The sequence below is a fragment of the Streptomyces sp. NPDC059564 genome, assembly GCF_042735575.1.
Lineage (GTDB): Bacteria > Actinomycetota > Actinomycetes > Streptomycetales > Streptomycetaceae > Streptomyces.
Map to the genome: position 1 here is coordinate 1 of NZ_JBHWBP010000162.1, position 15,774 is coordinate 15,774.

Genomic DNA, 15,774 nt, shown 5'->3' on the forward strand with positions numbered 1-15,774 from the left:
GCCCACGACGACCTCGTCCGGACCGGCCTCGATGGCCTGCGCCGCAGCGGGCCGCGGGGGCGGGGGGGCCCCCGCCGGCGCCCCCCCGCCCCTCCGTCATGCCGTCACGCCCTCACGGGAGTTACGGGAGGACCTTCTCGATCTGCACGCTGCCGAGGCCGGCGGAGGTGCCGCGGGCGTTGAGCAGCTGGACCTGGCCGAAGAACTGACGGCCCTCGGGGGCCGCGCTGGAGACCAGGACGTTCGCCGAGACGTTCGCCGAGGCGCCGGTGGCGAGGTTCACCTTGGCGGCCTCGTCGACCTGGACGGAGCCCAGGGCGGCCGAGAAGTACACGTCGCGGTAGTCGTACGTGGTGGAGCCGGACGGGATCGCGTAACCGATGACCTTGATGGTGTAGGTACCGGCGGCGGGCTTGTCCAGGCTCACGGCCTCCTCGGAGTCGCCGTCGGCGGAGGTGCCGACCTTGACGCCGTCCTTGTAGACCTCGAGGTCGAGGTCCGCGGCGGTGTCGGAGGGCTTGCCGATGGCGACGTCGAGGCGGGAGACGCCCTCGCCGACGGTGACCTCGGTGCTCTGGGTCTCACCGGTCGCAATGGTGGGCTTGGCGACCTTGGCGGAGCCGAGCGGGCCGCCCTGGAGCTTGCCGCCGGTGATGGCCGCGGCGTCGTTCTTGACGGTCCACTGGACCGGCGCCGGGGTGCCCTGCTTGACCTCGGGGAGGACCTTGACGGCCGGGTCGAAGCCCGCGCCGAGGACCGAGACGTCCAGCTTGAACGGGTTGTCGAGCAGCGGCGACGTACGGCGCGACTCGACCTCGATCTCCCAGACGCCCGGCTGCGGGTCGGCGTACGAGCGCAGGTCGGGGCGGCAGGTGTTCGCCGGGTTGTCGTAGTTCGGGTAGCACTGGGTGGTCGCGCTGTCCTCGACGCCCGTGCCGTACGGGTGGATCGAGATGAAGCGCGTCTGGCTGCCCGGCTTCAGACCGCCGAGGGCGACCTCGAGGGTCTTGGCGCCCTGCGGGACGGTCACGAAGTACGACTTGTGGCTGTTGCGCTGGACGGACGAGGTGTCCGACAGCGTGAACGACGGCTTCGCCAGCGGGGTGGAGGCGACGACCGTGGCCAGGACCTGCTTGTCGACGCCCTCGGTGGTCGGGTCGTCGAGCTGCAGGATGCCGCTGTGCACGCCGGCCGACTTGACGTTGGCCTCGACCTTGATGGTGACGGGCTTGTTCAGCGGGAGCGTGACGTAGTCGTAGCCGCCGACGACCTTGAAGGTGCCGTCGTTGTTGCGCCAGCTCAGGTTGTGCCGGGTGCCGTACTTCACGCCCGTGGTGCGGGTCACGACGACGTCGTAGACCTTCTTCTGGCCGACCTTCAGGCCGCCCTCACGGTCGTAGAGGCCGGTGCCGAAGCCCGGGGTCTTCAGGAACTGGTCGAGCGCGGTGTCGACCGGGGCCTTGACGGTGAACTCTTCGGCCTTCGCGCCGCGCTGGATGGACTCCCACGCGTCGACGATGTTGATGAGACCGGCACCCTGTGCGTGGGCCGGGACATCATTGATCTTCTTCGCGGTGCTGGTCAGCGCCACGCGCAGGGCCGCCGGGGTCAGCGCGACCTTCTGCTGCTTGGCGGCCGAGATCAGCAGGGCGCTGGCGCCCGCCGCCTGCGGCGAGGACATCGAGGTGCCCTGGAGCATCGAGTAACCGGCCGGCAGGGTGTAGCCCGCCTCCTTGACCGGGCCGCCGGGCAGCCAGGTCTGGGTGGTGTTGATCGAGGCGCCGGGGGCGGTGATGGTCGGCGTGAACCCGCCGTCCTCACGCGGACCGCGCGAGGAGAAGGGGAACATGTTGTACTTCGTGGTCACGCCGGAGCCGTAGTTGGCGGCCCAGGTCTCCTTGGAGACCGCCGCGCCCACGGAGATGACCTTGTCCGCGAGGCCGGGGTCACCGATGGTGTTGACGCCGGGGCCCTCGTTGCCCGCCGAGATGACGAGCTGGACGCCGTAGGTGTCGATCAGGTTCTTGTACAGCTCCGAACGGGCGTTGTTGCCGTCGTTCAGCGCCGGAAGACCACCGATGGACATGTTGACGATGTCCACACCGCGGTTGACGACGAGGTCGATCATGCCCTCGGTCAGCGCGATGTTGGTGCAGCCGCCGGACCAGGAGCAGGCGCGCGAGGAGACGATCTTGGCGCCGGGCGCCTCGCCGTTCATCTTGCCGCCGAAGAGGCTGTTGGCGGCGGTGATGCCCGCGACGTGCGTGCCGTGCTCGGACTCGATGATGCCGATGTTGACGAAGTCGGCCTTCTTGCCCACCCAGTCCCCGCCGAACGGGTCCATCGGGACGTCCTTGCGGATCTGGATCACGAACGGGATGCGCTCGGCGACGTCGGTCGCCGGGTTGTCCGTGCCGAAGTAGCCGACCTGGTAGCCGTCCTTGTACGGCTTCATCGGCTCGTTGTTGGTGAAGTCGCCGTCCTGGTCGGTGTCGACGCGGACGGTGCCGGCCACCGGGTCGTACAGCATGCCGAACTTGTCGGTGGTGTCGCCGTCGCGGTTGACGTCGCCCTTCATGTCACCGGTGGCGGTGATCGACTCGCTGAAGCGGCTCCACTGGAAGCTGCCCTCGGGGGCCTTCCAGCTCTGGCCGCCCGCGCTGAAGGAGCCGCCGGCCGCGGTGACCGGGGTGACCTGGGGGCGCCAGGTGGCGTCGTTGTCCAGGATCGGGTCGGTCGCGGTCACCCAGTCGACGATCTTGCGCTCGCCGGTGGTGGTCTTCTGCAGGGCCGGGTGCGCGACGTCGACGCCCGAGTCCAGGATGCCGATGGTCACGCCGCGGCCGTCGGCCTGCGGGTTCTTCTGGACGAAGTCCACCGCGCCGGTCTCGAAGGACGGGTTGTACGGGTTCTTCGCGGGGGTGTCCTTGCCCGGCGCCGGGTAGGTCTCGGCGGCGGTCTTCTTGGCCGCGCCGGTGTCCTTGCCCGCGTCGGGGCGCGGGTCCGGCAGCTGGATCTCGTGCCGCAGGTCCATGCCGTGGACGGAGTCGAGCTTGCCGGCCGCCTTGAGCGCGGCCTCGGCCTTGTCGGTCGGCAGGGTCGCGCGGACGTAACCGAGCTTGTCGTACGTCTGGCCCACCGAGGCGCCCTGGACCGCGTCGAGCTGGTCGGCGACCTGCTTGGTCTGGCCGGGGGCGGTCGCGACCATGACGGTGACCGTGGCGTCACCCTTGGCCTTGGCCTCCTGGAGGAGTTCGGCGTCGGCCGAACCCAGCTTCTGGTCGGCCGACTTGACGGCCGGGTTGGTGCCCGGGGCGTCGGTGCCCACCGCCGCGAAGGCGGGTACGGCGCCGGTGGCGCAGAGGGCGGCCACCAGGCTCGCGGCCGCGGCGACGCGGACCGCGCGCCGCGCGCCGGGTATGGCCCCGGTGGTGGAGCTGGGGGAGTCGAGGGTCATCAGCATCCCTGGCTAAGTGAAAGATACGGTCCGGATTTCGGTGCCGGATGACCGGTCAGCTTTGCGCAAGTGACAGCTGTTTGGGGAGGGTTGTCATTGACCGAGACCTGACATGGCGGACTCTCGCCAGTGCGGAGTACCCGCCACTGGGGACATGCCGGGGCAAGCCGGGGCGACTCGCGAGGGTGCACGAGTGGATTTATCGATTCTTCGACCTCATGGCGCCGTCGTCGCGGACGGTCGTCTCATGACCGGTGTGACAGATTCCGACCGTTCAGCGCTCGCGCGTGCGCGCGTACGTACGGATGCGGTCGGGCGCGGTGGTCAGGAGGTCCAGGTAGTCGCGGGCCGCCGTCCAGGCGGGGCCCCAGGCGGGATCCGCGAACTCGGCGCGCTCGCCGGGGCCTTCGGCGGTGAGGGTGACCCGGATCCGGCCGTGTTCCAGTACCGCGTCGATCAGGGCGCGGGCGCTCTCGTCGGCCGGATCGGCGACGGCGCGGGCCAGTGACGCGCGCGCGGTCAGCAGGTGGACGAGGGTCGCGGCGTCGGCGCGGAAGCGGCCGGCCAGGCCGGTGCCCTCCAGCCAGCGGGCGAGCCCCTCCACCCGGGTCAGGCCGAAGGCGCCGCCGAAGAGGTCGGCCGGTTCGCCGTCCTGGACCCAGCGCGTGTTCAGCAGGTCGAGGCAGAGCGGTTCCCCGCTCGGCGGACGCGGATCCGTCGTCGGTGCCTTCATGTCCGCCTCCTCGCGCCGCCGGCCCCTCAAGGGTACGTGCGGCGGCGCCGGAGCTCCCCCGGGCACCCCCTCACCGGGGGAGTACGACCAGGTAGGCGGCGGGCTCGCTGTCGGCCGACGCCGTCAGGGCGGTCCGCACGACCGCGGCCTGCTGCTCGGGCCAGTCGCGCAGCTTGCGCGGGGTCAGGTGCAGGACGGTCACCCCGAGGCGCTCCAGCGTCTCCCGCTTGCGGACCGCCTCCGACCAGTCCTCGTCCTCGCCCTGGCGGGGGGCGCGGGTGTCGATCTCGATGGCCACGGCCTGCTCGGGCCAGTAGGCGTCGACCCCGCCGAGGTGCGGGCCGCCGGGCAGGCGCAGGTCCACGTTCCAGACGGGCTCGGGGAGTTCGAAGCCCCGTACGAGCTGGTACAGCCGTTCCTCGGCGATGGCCCGGCCCTCGGCGAGGAGGGACTCCACGGCGTCCACCACGTGCGGCCGGTTCAGCAGCCGGGCCACGGTCAGCTCCCGTACGACGGCGGCCGGTTCGCAGTGGCCGGCGCGGACGGCCTCGCTCAGCAGGCGGCGTACGGTCCCGGCGTCGGAGAGCTGGGCGACGGCGTCGGCGACGGCCCGCGCGACCGGGGCCACGGGCAGGCCCGTCACCTCCACGGGGCGGGGCGGGGTGTGGGTGCGGACGATCCGGACGTCGCCGGTGGAGCGCAGGCGGCGCGTGCCCGGCACGAGGACGTCGATGTGCGAGAGGCCGAGCAGGGCGGGGGCGGCGGAGAACCGGTAGAGCGCGAGCGCCGCCAGCCCGGTGATCATGACCTCGCCGCCACCGCGCCGGCCCGCGTACAGCAGGGCGGCGTGCAGCCGCTCCTCGCTCGTCGCGGGGCCGGAGTGGAGCAGGAACACTCCCGGCAGCACCTGCTGCCAGGCCCGCCCGGCGGCCTCGGCGGCGCTCACGCCGTGCTCGCGGAGCTGGGCGAGGGTCAGCACGCGGGGGCGGCTGGCGGTGAGGTGGGCGAGGGGGAGGGGTGCGTTCTGGTTCATGACGCGGTGATTCCCTCAGGCCATGGCCTTGCTAACGCCTGTTACACGCTCGTCGACAAATCCGGACAAGCCGGGGCTAAAGTACGGGCGTTCGACTGCCGATGGAGCGCCCGCCTCCCGGTCGGGAGGCGGGCGCTCCATCGCCGGTCAGGCCGCGTCGCGGGACTGGGCGCGCAGGGCGCGGGCCAGGTCGTCGCGGGACTCCAGGACCAGGCGCCGCAGCGCGGGCGCCGCGTCCGGGTGGCCCGCCAGCCAGGCGTCGGTCGCCGCGACCGTGGCCGGGGAGTCCTGGAGCATGGGGTACAGCCCCTTCACCACGTGGATCCCGATCTGGATGGAACGCTCCGCCCAGACCCGCTCCAGCACCTCGAAGTAGCGCCCGGCGTACGGGGCGAGCAGCTCGCGCCGCGAGGGCTGCTGCATCCCGTCGATGGTGGCTTCGACCAGCGCGTTCGACAGCGCGTCCGATTCGACGACCACCGCCCACGCCTGGTCCTTGACCGCCGCCGACGGCCGCGCCGCCAGGCACCGCACCTGGTGCCGCTTGCCCGACGCGGTGTCGTCGCGGGCGAGTTCCGCGCCGAGCACGGCGTCGCCCACCGCCCCGTGCGCCGCGAGCGGCAGCAGGAAGTCCCAGCGCAGCTCCTGGTCCACGTCCAGCCCGTCGATCCGGGCCGTCCCGTCGAGCAGGCCCAGCAGCAGCTGGAAGTCGCCCTCCGTCGCCGCGCTCGCCGCGAAGAAGCGGGCCCAGGTGAGCTGGTGCTCCGAGCCCGGCTCGGCCAGGCGCAGTTCGTGCAGCGCGCCCGCCGCGAGCTCCCGGCCGCTCTGCTCGCGCCGCTCGGGCGCCGCGTAGTGGGTGACCGCGCTCAGCGCCTGCCCGTGCAGCATCTGGAGCACGCCGACGTCGCTCTCCCGGCCCGCGTGCGTCAGGAACAGCGACAGGAAGTCCCGGGCCGGCACCAGCGCGTCCCGCGTCAGGTTCCACAGCGCCGACCAGCACAGCGCGCGGGCCAGCGGGTCGGTGAGCCCGCCCAGGTGGCTGCGCAGCGTCGCCAGGGAGGTGTCGTCGAAGCGGATCTTGCAGTACGTGAGGTCGTCGTCGTTGACCAGGACCAGGTCGGGCCGCTCCAGCCCGGCCAGCTCCGCGACCACCGTGCGCGCCCCGGCCACGTCCGTCTCGGCCCGCGCGTAGCGCACCAGCGTGCCCGCGTCGACCCGGTACAGGCCCACCGCGACCCGGTGCGGACGACCCGCCGACGGAGTCGGCTGATCAGGCAGGGCGTCGCCCTCCTGGAGGACCGCCAGCTCGGTGATCCGGCCGTCCGCGTCGGTGGTGACCACGGGCGTCAGCGCGTTCACACCGGCCGTCTGGAGCCACGCCCGCGACCACTGGGCCATGTCCCGCCCGGAGACCTCCCCGAGCACCGACAGCAGGTCGTCCAGCGTGGTGTTCCCGTACGCGTTGGCCTTGAAGTAGCGCCGCGCGCCCTCCAGGAACGCCTCCCGCCCCACGTACGCCACCAGCTGCTTGAGGACCGCGGCGCCCTTGGCGTACGTGATCCCGTCGAAGTTCAGCTTCGCGTCCTCCAGGTCACGGATGTCCGCCGTGACCGGGTGCGTGGACGGCAGCTGGTCGGCCCGGTAGGCCCAGGCCTTGCGGCTGTTGGCGAAGGTGACCCACGCCTGGTCGAAGCGGGTGGCCTCGACCAGTGCGAAGGAGCCCATGAAGTCCGCGAAGGACTCCTTCAGCCACAGGTCGTCCCACCACTTCATGGTGACCAGGTCGCCGAACCACATGTGCGCCATCTCGTGCAGGATCGTGTTCGCGCGCCGCTCGTACGAGGCCTGCGTGACCTTCCCGCGGAAGATGTACTCCTCCTTGAAGGTCACCATCCCCGGGTTCTCCATCGCGCCCAGGTTGTACTCCGGCACGAAGGCCTGGTCGTACTTCCCGAAGGGGTACGGGTAGTCGAAGATCTCGTGGAAGAGGTCGAAGCCCTGCTTCGTGACGAGGAACACGTCGTCCGCGTCGAAGTGCTTGGCCAGCCCCTTGCGGCAGATCGCGCCGAGCGGGATCGTCAGCTCCCCGCGCGTGTAGGTGTCCGTGACGTAGTGGTACGGACCCGCGACCACGCAGGTGATGTACGTGGAGATGGGCGCGGTCTCCGCGAAGCGGCGGGTCGCCCCCTCGCGGGACTCCTCCACGCCGTTGCTCCAGACGTGCCAGCCCTCGGGCGCGGTGACCTCGAAGCGGTAGGGGGCCTTCAGGTCGGGCTGTTCGAAGTTCGCGTACACCCGCCGGGCGTCGGCCGGCTCGTACTGGGTGTAGAGGTAGACCTCGCCGTCCTCCGGGTCCACGAAGCGGTGCATGCCCTCGCCGGTCCGGCTGTAGGCGCAGTTCGCGTCCACGACCAGGACGTTCTCGGCGGCGAGCCCGTCCAGGGCGATCCGCGCCCCGTCGAAGGCGGCGGCCGGGTCGAGGACGCGGCCGTTGAGGGTGACGGAGTTCACCGAGGGGGCGATCAGGTCCGCGAAGGAGGACGCGCCGGGCGTCGTGGCCCGGAAGCGGATGGTGGTCACCGAGCGGAAGGTCCGGGGGCCCTCGGCCGGTTCGGCCTCGTCCACCGCCGACCTCAGGTCGAGGGACACCTCGTACCCGTCGACGGACAGCAGCCCGGCCCGCTCGCGGGCCTCGTCTCGGGACAGATTCTCACCGGGCACGTGCACTCCTTCGTGCGTGATCGCGTTCTTCGGTTCGAATCCTCCCACGGGGGAATGGGCGCGGGCCCGGTCCCGTTGGCCAGGGGGATGGCTGAAGAGCAGTGCCTTGGCTGACATGAGGAGAGACATGGCCGACACGCAGGTGCGCGAGAAGACCCCCGTCGACTTCTGGTTCGACCCGCTCTGCCCGTGGGCGTGGATGACCTCCCGCTGGGTGCTGGAGGTGGAGAAGCTCCGCGACATCGAGGTGCGCTGGCACGTGATGAGCCTGGGCGTGCTCAACGAGAACAAGCTCGACGAGCTGCCGGAGGCCTACCGCGAGATGCTCGGCCCGCAGGCCTGGATCCCGGTACGCGTGGTGACCGCCGCCGAGCAGAAGTTCGGCAAGGAGATCACCGGCAAGCTCTACACCGCGCTCGGCACCCGCATCCACAACGAGGGCCGCGGCAACACCCCCGAGGTGATCGCCGAGGCGCTGGCCGAGGTCGGCCTGCCGGCGGAGCTCGCCAAGTTCGGCGTTTCGGACACCTTCGACGCGGAGCTGCGCGCCTCGCACAATGACGGGATCGAGCGGGTCGGCCAGGAGGTCGGCACCCCCGTGATCTCCGTGCCGGGCGCCGACGGCAAGGACGTGGCCTTCTTCGGCCCGGTCGTCACCCCGGCCCCGCGCGGCGAGGACGCCGCCCGGCTGTGGGACGGCACCCTGCTCGTCGCCTCCACCCCCGGCTTCTTCGAGATCAAGCGGACCCGTACCCAGGGCCCGTCCTTCGAGTAGCCCGGCCCCGCACCAGCGGAAGACCCCCGTGAGTCACGTCCTCACGGGGGTCTTCCGTTGGAAACGCCCGCACGCGAAGGCTGAGAAGACGATCACGAGGCGGGCGGCTCTTGGGCGGCGATCAGCCCTTGGCGGGGATCAGCAGCGGGGTGTTCGCCTTGGCGTCGGCGTAGCGCCGGGCCACGTCCTGCCAGTTGACGACGTTCCACATGGCCTCGATGAAGTCCACCTTCTGGTTCTTGTACTGGAGGTAGAAGGCGTGCTCCCAGGCGTCGAAGACGAGGACCGGCACGGAGGCCTGGCCGACGTTGCCCTGGTGGTCGTAGATCTGCTCGACGAGCAGGCGGCCGCTGACGGGCTCGTACGCGAGCACGCCCCAGCCGGAGCCCTGCGTCGCGGAGGACGCGAAGGTCAGCTGCTTCTTGAACTTCTCGAACGAGCCGAAGGACTCGGTGATGGCGTCCGCGAGGTCGCCCAGGCCGTCGGCCGCGGTCGGCTCGCCGCCGCCCTCGCCGGTCTTCGGGCTGGCCATGTTGTGCCAGTAGATGCTGTGCAGGATGTGGCCGGAGAGGTGGAACGCGAGGTTCTTCTCCAGGCCGTTGAGGGCGCCCCAGTTCCCCTTGTCGCGCGCCTCCTCCAACTGCTCCAGCGTGGTGTTGGCGCCCGCGACGTAGGCCGCGTGGTGCTTGTCGTGGTGCAGCTCGATGATCTGCGGGTTGATCACCGGCTCGAGCGCCGCGTAGTCGTAAGGAAGCTCAGGAAGCGTGTAGATGGCCATGCGTGTATCCGGTCCCCTCGGCGTGCCAATCGCTTATTGCAATTAATGCGCAACTGCACGCTAGCAGTATCTATTCCTCTGTTCGAGTAAGGGTCACCTCTCCTCCGGCGGGCTCCGGGAACGCCGGAGGCCGGGCCCATGCGGTCGCATGGGCCCGGCCTCTGACGTGCCGTCCGGTGGGTCTTAACGAAGGGGTGTGGGGCACACCGGACGGGAGCTTTCGCGGGCGGCCGCCCGGCGCTGCATGACGTACCCGGTCGCCGCCAGGGCCACGGTCAGCCCGCCGGTGAAGACCACCTGCACCCGGGTGTCCTCGCCCAGGGCCATCAGCACCAGCACCCCGGCGACCCCGGCCAGCGCCACCCAGGTGAGGTACGGGAAGCCCCACATCCTCACCACGAGCTTCTCGGGAGCCTCCCGCCCCAGGCGCCGGCGCAGCACGAACTGGGAGACCGCGATGAAGCCCCAGACGATGAGGATGACCCCGCCGACCATGTTCAGCAGCCAGGCGAACAGGGTGTCCGGGTACCAGTACGACAGCAGCACGGTGACGAACCCGAAGCCGCAGGAGGCGAGCACCGCCCGGCGCGGCACGCCGCCGCCGGCCTTGCCCAGCGCCTTGGGGCCCTGGCCCCGGGCGACGAGGGAGTAGGCCATGCGCGAGGAGCCGTAGATGTTGGCGTTCATCGCCGACAGCAGGGCGATCAGGATGACCACGTTCATGATCTCGCCGGCCGCCGGGATGCCCAGGTGGTCCAGCGTCGCGGCGTAGGGGCCGCTCCCGGTGACCGCCGGGTCGTTCCAGGGCAGCAGGGTCACGATCACCAGCATGGAGCCGACGTAGACGATCGCGATCCGCCACATGGTGGTCTTCACGGCCTTGGCCACGCCCTTGGCCGGGTCCCGCGACTCGGCGGCCGCGATCGTCACCGTCTCCAGCCCGCCGTACGCGACCACGGAGGCGAGCAGGCCGACCAGCAGTCCGTCCATCCCGTTGGGCAGGAAGCCGCCGTCGTGGACCAGGTTCGCGGCGCCGGGGGAGGAGGTGCCGGGCAGCAGGCCGAGGACGGCGAGGACGCCGAGGCCCAGGAAGAGGCCGATGGCGCCGATCTTGAGGGCGGCGAACCAGAACTCGAACTCGCCGAAGTGGGAGACGGCGCCCAGGTTGCTGGCGCAGAAGAGCGCCATGAAGACCAGCACCCACATCCACGAGGGGGTGCCGGGGAACCAGCCCGTCATGATGTGCGCCGCGCCGATCGCCTCGATGGCCACGCCCACGCACAGCAGGGTCCAGAACATCCAGCCCGCCGTGAAGCCGGCCCACGGGCCGATGGCCCGGTCGGCGTGCACCGAGAAGGAGCCGGAGGCGGGGTTGGCGGCGGACATCTCGCCGAGCATCCGCATCACGAACATCACCAGCAGCCCGGAGGCGGCGTACGCGAGCACGATCGACGGCCCCGCGGCCGCGATCCCCGCGCCCGAGCCCACGAAGAGCCCGGCGCCGATGACCCCGCCGAGGGCGATCATCGAGAGGTGGCGCTGCTTGAGGCCGTTGCCGAGGGGGGATCCGCCGCCGGTCGGCGCCGCCGCGCCGGGCTGCTGCTCAGGGGGTGTGATGGTGCTCTGACTCATGGGGCCATACTGCCCACTGTCCGGTTATCGAACATTTGCTGTCCAATATCCGGACAGTGGGCTTGAACGCCTCAGGTCCGGCGGGCCCGGATCTCCCGCACCCACGCCACCAGCAGCACCAGGGCCGCCGCGCCGGAGGACCACAGCAGCTGCGGCCGCGCCGAGTCGTCGAACAGCATCAGCACCAGCACCGCGGCCATCCCCAGCAGCGCCGCCCACGTCAGGTACGGGAACAGCCACATCCGCAGCGTCAGCCGCTCCGGCATCTCCCGTTCCAGGACCCGGCGGAGCCGCAGCTGCGAGACGGCGATCAGCGCCCACACGAACAGCAGCACCGCGCCGACCGCGTTGAGCATGTAGAGGAAGACGGTGTCCGGCCACAGCAGGTTCAGCACCACCGACACGAACCCGAAGGCCACCGAGGCGAACACGGCACGGCGCGGCACTCCGCCGCCCGACACCTTCAGCAGGCCCCGGGGCGCCTCGCCGCGCTCGGCCAGCGAGAAGACCATGCGCGAGGAGCCGTACAGGTTGGCGTTGAGCGCGGAGAGCAGCGCCACGAACACCACGATGTTCATGATCTGGCCCGCGGCCGGGATCCCGATGGAGTCCAGGACCGCTACGTACGGGCTCTGCCCCGGCTCCAGCGAATCCCACGGCAGCAGGGTCACGATGACCACCATCGAGCCGACGTAGAAGAAGAGGATGCGCCACACGGCGCTGCGCACCGCGCGGGCCACGGAGCGGGCCGGGTCGTCCGACTCGGCGGCCGCGATCGTGACGACCTCCAGGCCGCCGAAGGCGAAGATCACCGCGAGCATGCCGGCGACCACCCCGCCCATCCCGGCCGGGAAGAAGCCGCCGTGGCCGGTCAGGTTGGCCATGCCGATGGGGTCGGTCTCGGGGAGCACGCCGAAGATCGCCAGGGTGCCCAGGATCAGGAACAGCACGATGGCGCCGACCTTGAGGGCCGCGAACCAGAACTCGAACTCGCCGAAGTTCCGCACCGCCGCCAGGTTGCTGACGGTGAAGACCACCATGAAGATCAGCACCCACACCCACTGGTCGACCGACGGCAGCCAGCCGTTCGCGATCTTCGCGGCGCCGGTGGCCTCCACGGCGAGCACCACGACCAGCAGGAACCAGTAGAGCCAGCCCGCCGAGAAACCGGCCCAGCGCCCCAGGGCCTTCTCCGCGTACACGGAGAAGGAGCCGGAGGCGGGCATCGCGGCCGACATCTCGCCGAGCGCGCGCATCACCAGCATCGCGAGCGCGCCCGCGAGCAGGTACGAACAGATGATCGCGGGACCGGCGATGCCGATGCCGGCGCCGGAGCCGACGAACAGGCCGGCGCCGATCACGCCGCCGAGGCCCAGCATGGTCAGGTGGCGCTGCTTGAGGCTGTGGCTGAGGGGTTCCGGGGGCAGGCCTACCCCGGTGACGTTCGGGTCGGGCAGATGGTCGCGCATGAGGAGATGCTCGTACTCTCGGTCGGCCAAGCGGCGCTGGGGGCTGCACAAGGGATTGGCGGGAACCTACAGTCTGGCCGGAGGAGACCCGCGGGAGCAAAAAGGACGTGCGGTCGAATGTGGGCCGTGACGCGGATCACTCCGACTCGGGTGTGGGGGCGGGTCTTTGTCCGATCTCCACCAAACCGGGCAGTACGGCTTTGTCCCGCCCGGAGGTGGGGCGGCGCTCGGCCCCGCACTAGCCTCACGATGTCCTGTCGATCACCACCTCGCGGAGCCCCCGATGAGCACTGCTTCCGTCTCCTTCCGGCCCGGCGCCGTCCTCGCCGACCTGCTGCCCGCGAGCCGCGTCCGCGACATCGCGCTCGTCGTCGGCGGAGCCGCGCTCACCGGCCTCGCCGCGCAGATCGCCGTGCCCGTTCCCGGCTCGCCCGTCCCGGTCACCGGCCAGACCTTCGCGGCCCTGCTGGTGGGCACCGCCTTCGGCGCCCGCCGCGGCTTCCTCTCCCTCGCCCTGTACGCCCTCGTCGGCATGGCCGGCGTGCCGTGGTTCGCGGGCGGCACCTCCGGCGCGGGCGGGGCCTCCTTCGGCTACGTGCTCGGCATGCTGCTCGCCGCCACCGTCGTCGGCGCCCTCGCGCGGCGCGGCGCCGACCGCTCGGTCCTGTTCACCGCGGGCAGCATGGTGCTGGGCTCGGCCGTCATCTACGCGGTCGGCGTGCCGTACCTGATGGCCGCCACCGGCATGTCCCTGAGCGCCGCCGTCGCGGCGGGCCTGGTCCCGTTCCTGATCGGCGACGCCCTCAAGGCCGCGCTGGCCATGGGCGCCCTGCCGGCCGCCTGGAAGCTGGCGGGCCGCCGGGGCTGAGCCCCGCACCCGCCCCGCTGTACGACAGCCCCGGACCGCGATCGGCGGTCCGGGGCTGTCGTGTGCGCGGGGACGTAACGCGGTGGGCATTACGCGGCGGACTCGGCCGGGGCCTCGGCCGCGGCGGCGGACTCGGACCTGCGGCGCAGCGCGGAGCGCACCACACCGAGCACCAGCACGACGGCGGCGACCAGCAGGGAGAGCAGCACCGTCTCGCGGTTGTCCTTGTCGTAGACCATGTAGCCCAGGACGAAGGTGATCATCGCGGCGGTGATCCAGGTCAGGTACGGGAAGAACCACATCTTCACCGTGACCTTCTCCGGAGCCTCGCGCATGAGGATCCCGCGCATCCGCAGCTGGGTGAAGCAGATCACCAGCCACACGAACAGCGCGATCGCACCCGAGGAGTTCAGCAGGAAGCTGAAGATCGTGTCCGGGAAGGCGTAGTTGAAGTAGACGGCGGCGAAGCCGAAGACGACCGAGCCCAGGATCGCGACCGCGGGCACGCCCCGCTTGGTGACCTTGGCGAAGGCCTTCGGCGCGTCGCCGCGCTCACCGAGCGAGAAGGCCATGCGCGAGGCCGTGTACAGGCCCGAGTTCAGGCAGGACAGCACGGCGGTCAGGACGATCACGTTCATGATCTGGCCGGCGTGCGCGATGCCGATCGAGTCCAGGGCGGCGACGTAGGAGCCCTTGTCGACGATCGACTTGTCGTTCCACGGCAGCAGCGTGAGCACGATGAAGATCGAGCCCAGGTAGAAGACGCCGATGCGCCAGATCACCGAGTTGGTGGCCTTGGTGACCGCGCGGCGCGGGTCCTCGGACTCGCCCGCGGCCAGCGTGACGATCTCGCTGCCCATGAAGGAGAAGACGACCATCAGCACGCCGGTGAGGACCGAGCCCCAGCCGTTCGGCATGAACCCGCCGGTGTCCGTGAGGTGCGCCAGCCCGGAGCCCGGGTTGTCCGAGCCCGGCAGCACGCCGAAGACGGCGAGCATGCCGACGATCACGAACGCGCCGATGGCGACGACCTTGATGCCCGCGAACCAGAACTCGAACTCGCCGTACGAGGCGACGGAGCCGAGGTTGGTGACGGTCAGGACGACCATGACGATCAGGGCCCAGCCCCACTGCGGGACGGCCGGTATCCAGCCTTCGAGGATCTTGGCGCCGGCGGTGGCCTCGACGGCCAGCACGACGACCCAGAAGAACCAGTAGAGCCAGCCGATGGAGAAGCCGGCCCAGCGGCCGAGCGCGCGGTCGGCGTAGGCGGAGAAGGAGCCCGAGTTCGGGCTGGCGGCGGCCATCTCGCCCAGCATCCGCATCACGAAGACGACCAGGGCGCCGACGAGTGCGTACGAGAGGAGGATGGCCGGACCGGTCTTGGCGATGCCGCCACCGGAGCCGACGAACAGGCCGGCGCCGATGACGCCGCCAATGGCGATCATGGACAGGTGGCGGTTCTTGAGACCGGCCTTCAGACCGTCGGAGGGCTGGGCGGAACCGGGTTCACCGGTCGGGTCGCCTGCCTTCTGAAGGGTCGTCGTGGTGCTCATGGACGATTCCTTAGGTTCTCGTGATTCGAGTTCCGGCATTCAAACCCGACATCCGGGCAGGACGGAAGACCCTATTCCGATAGTTGCCCAAGGCCCTGATTACGGGACCAAGGTCCCGACCCCTCCCGTCTGGGGTCTTTGGGTTTACTTGAGGTTTAGAAGTGACATACACGACACCCTCCGGCCACCCTGGAGCAACCGCATGCCACACTCGACCCATGCGCGTGTATCTCGGATCCGACCATGCCGGCTTTGAGCTCAAGAACCACCTGGTGGACTGGCTCAAGAACAACGGCCACGAGCCCGTCGACTGCGGGCCCCACATCTACGACGAGGTCGACGACTACCCGCCGTTCTGCCTGCGTGCCGCCGAGCGGACCGCGGCGGACGAGGGCAGCCTCGGCATCGTGATCGGCGGCTCCGGCAACGGGGAGCAGATCGCCGCCAACAAGGTCAAGGGCATCCGCGCGATCCTCGCCTGGAGCGTCCAGACCGCCGAGCTGGGCCGCGAGCACAACAACGCCAACGTCATCTCCGTCGGCGGCCGCATGCACACCCAGGACGAGGTCGTCAGCTTCATCGACACCTTCCTGAAGACCCCGTACTCCGGCGCGGAGCGCCACACCCGCCGCATCGACATGCTCACCGCCTACGAGCAGACCGGCGAGCTCCCCCCGATCCCGGCCCACCACCCGCAGGACCAGTAGCAGGACCAGCAGTACGCGGTCGCGCCGCCGGACGGGGTCCGGCGG

General features: G+C 70.7%; 10 protein-coding genes and 1 pseudogene. 3 read left to right on the top strand and 8 right to left on the bottom strand.

Annotation, left to right across the window (positions count from 1 at the left end; genetic code table 11):
- Positions 1 to 121 precede the first annotated feature (121 nt).
- The 4 genes and pseudogenes from ACFV0Q_RS24630 to pepN form a co-directional block, all read right to left on the bottom strand.
- Positions 122 to 3,457: a S8 family serine peptidase gene (locus ACFV0Q_RS24630; protein WP_385008526.1), complete on the bottom strand. Its 3,336-nt coding sequence runs from the start codon at positions 3,455 to 3,457 to the stop codon at positions 122 to 124.
- A 292-nt stretch (positions 3,458 to 3,749) separates the two neighbouring features.
- A pseudogene (locus tag ACFV0Q_RS24635) lies at positions 3,750 to 4,190 on the bottom strand (ABATE domain-containing protein); the annotation flags it as partial.
- A gap of 70 nt (positions 4,191 to 4,260) precedes the next feature.
- A complete protein-coding gene (locus ACFV0Q_RS24640) occupies positions 4,261 to 5,223 on the bottom strand; it encodes a hypothetical protein (RefSeq protein WP_385008527.1) in 963 nt (320 codons plus the stop codon).
- Between the two features lie 147 nt (positions 5,224 to 5,370).
- Positions 5,371 to 7,944 carry an aminopeptidase N gene (gene pepN / locus ACFV0Q_RS24645; RefSeq protein ID WP_385008528.1) on the bottom strand — a complete coding sequence of 858 codons (2,574 nt, stop codon included), beginning with the start codon at positions 7,942 to 7,944 and terminating at the stop codon, positions 5,371 to 5,373.
- Positions 7,945 to 8,071: 127 nt separating this feature from the next.
- Between pepN and ACFV0Q_RS24650 the strand changes: the two genes are divergently transcribed.
- Positions 8,072 to 8,719: a DsbA family protein gene (locus ACFV0Q_RS24650; RefSeq protein ID WP_385008529.1), complete on the top strand. Its 648-nt coding sequence runs from the start codon at positions 8,072 to 8,074 to the stop codon at positions 8,717 to 8,719.
- Positions 8,720 to 8,840: 121 nt separating this feature from the next.
- Here the strand turns inward: ACFV0Q_RS24650 and ACFV0Q_RS24655 are convergent, their stop codons facing one another.
- The 3 genes from ACFV0Q_RS24655 to ACFV0Q_RS24665 form a co-directional block, all read right to left on the bottom strand.
- Entirely contained in the window at positions 8,841 to 9,497 is a 657-nt protein-coding gene (locus ACFV0Q_RS24655) for a superoxide dismutase (RefSeq protein ID WP_385008530.1), read from the bottom strand.
- A 183-nt stretch (positions 9,498 to 9,680) separates the two neighbouring features.
- Positions 9,681 to 11,129 (bottom strand): amino acid permease, encoded by a 1,449-nt coding sequence (locus ACFV0Q_RS24660; RefSeq protein WP_385008531.1) that lies wholly within the window; start codon positions 11,127 to 11,129, stop codon positions 9,681 to 9,683.
- 71 nt (positions 11,130 to 11,200) lie between these two features.
- Complete coding sequence (locus ACFV0Q_RS24665) at positions 11,201 to 12,598, bottom strand: amino acid permease (RefSeq protein WP_385008532.1); 1,398 nt, start codon at positions 12,596 to 12,598, stop codon at positions 11,201 to 11,203.
- A 283-nt stretch (positions 12,599 to 12,881) separates the two neighbouring features.
- On the opposite strand from ACFV0Q_RS24665, the gene ACFV0Q_RS24670 reads away from it, so the two are divergent.
- Positions 12,882 to 13,466, top strand: a complete 585-nt coding sequence (locus tag ACFV0Q_RS24670; protein WP_385008533.1) for a biotin transporter BioY — start codon at positions 12,882 to 12,884, stop codon at positions 13,464 to 13,466.
- 89 nt (positions 13,467 to 13,555) lie between these two features.
- Here the strand turns inward: ACFV0Q_RS24670 and ACFV0Q_RS24675 are convergent, their stop codons facing one another.
- Positions 13,556 to 15,022 (bottom strand): amino acid permease, encoded by a 1,467-nt coding sequence (locus ACFV0Q_RS24675; RefSeq protein ID WP_385008534.1) that lies wholly within the window; start codon positions 15,020 to 15,022, stop codon positions 13,556 to 13,558.
- A 218-nt stretch (positions 15,023 to 15,240) separates the two neighbouring features.
- On the opposite strand from ACFV0Q_RS24675, the gene ACFV0Q_RS24680 reads away from it, so the two are divergent.
- Entirely contained in the window at positions 15,241 to 15,729 is a 489-nt protein-coding gene (locus ACFV0Q_RS24680) for a ribose-5-phosphate isomerase (protein ID WP_351816651.1), read from the top strand.
- The last annotated feature ends 45 nt before the right edge of the window (positions 15,730 to 15,774 follow it).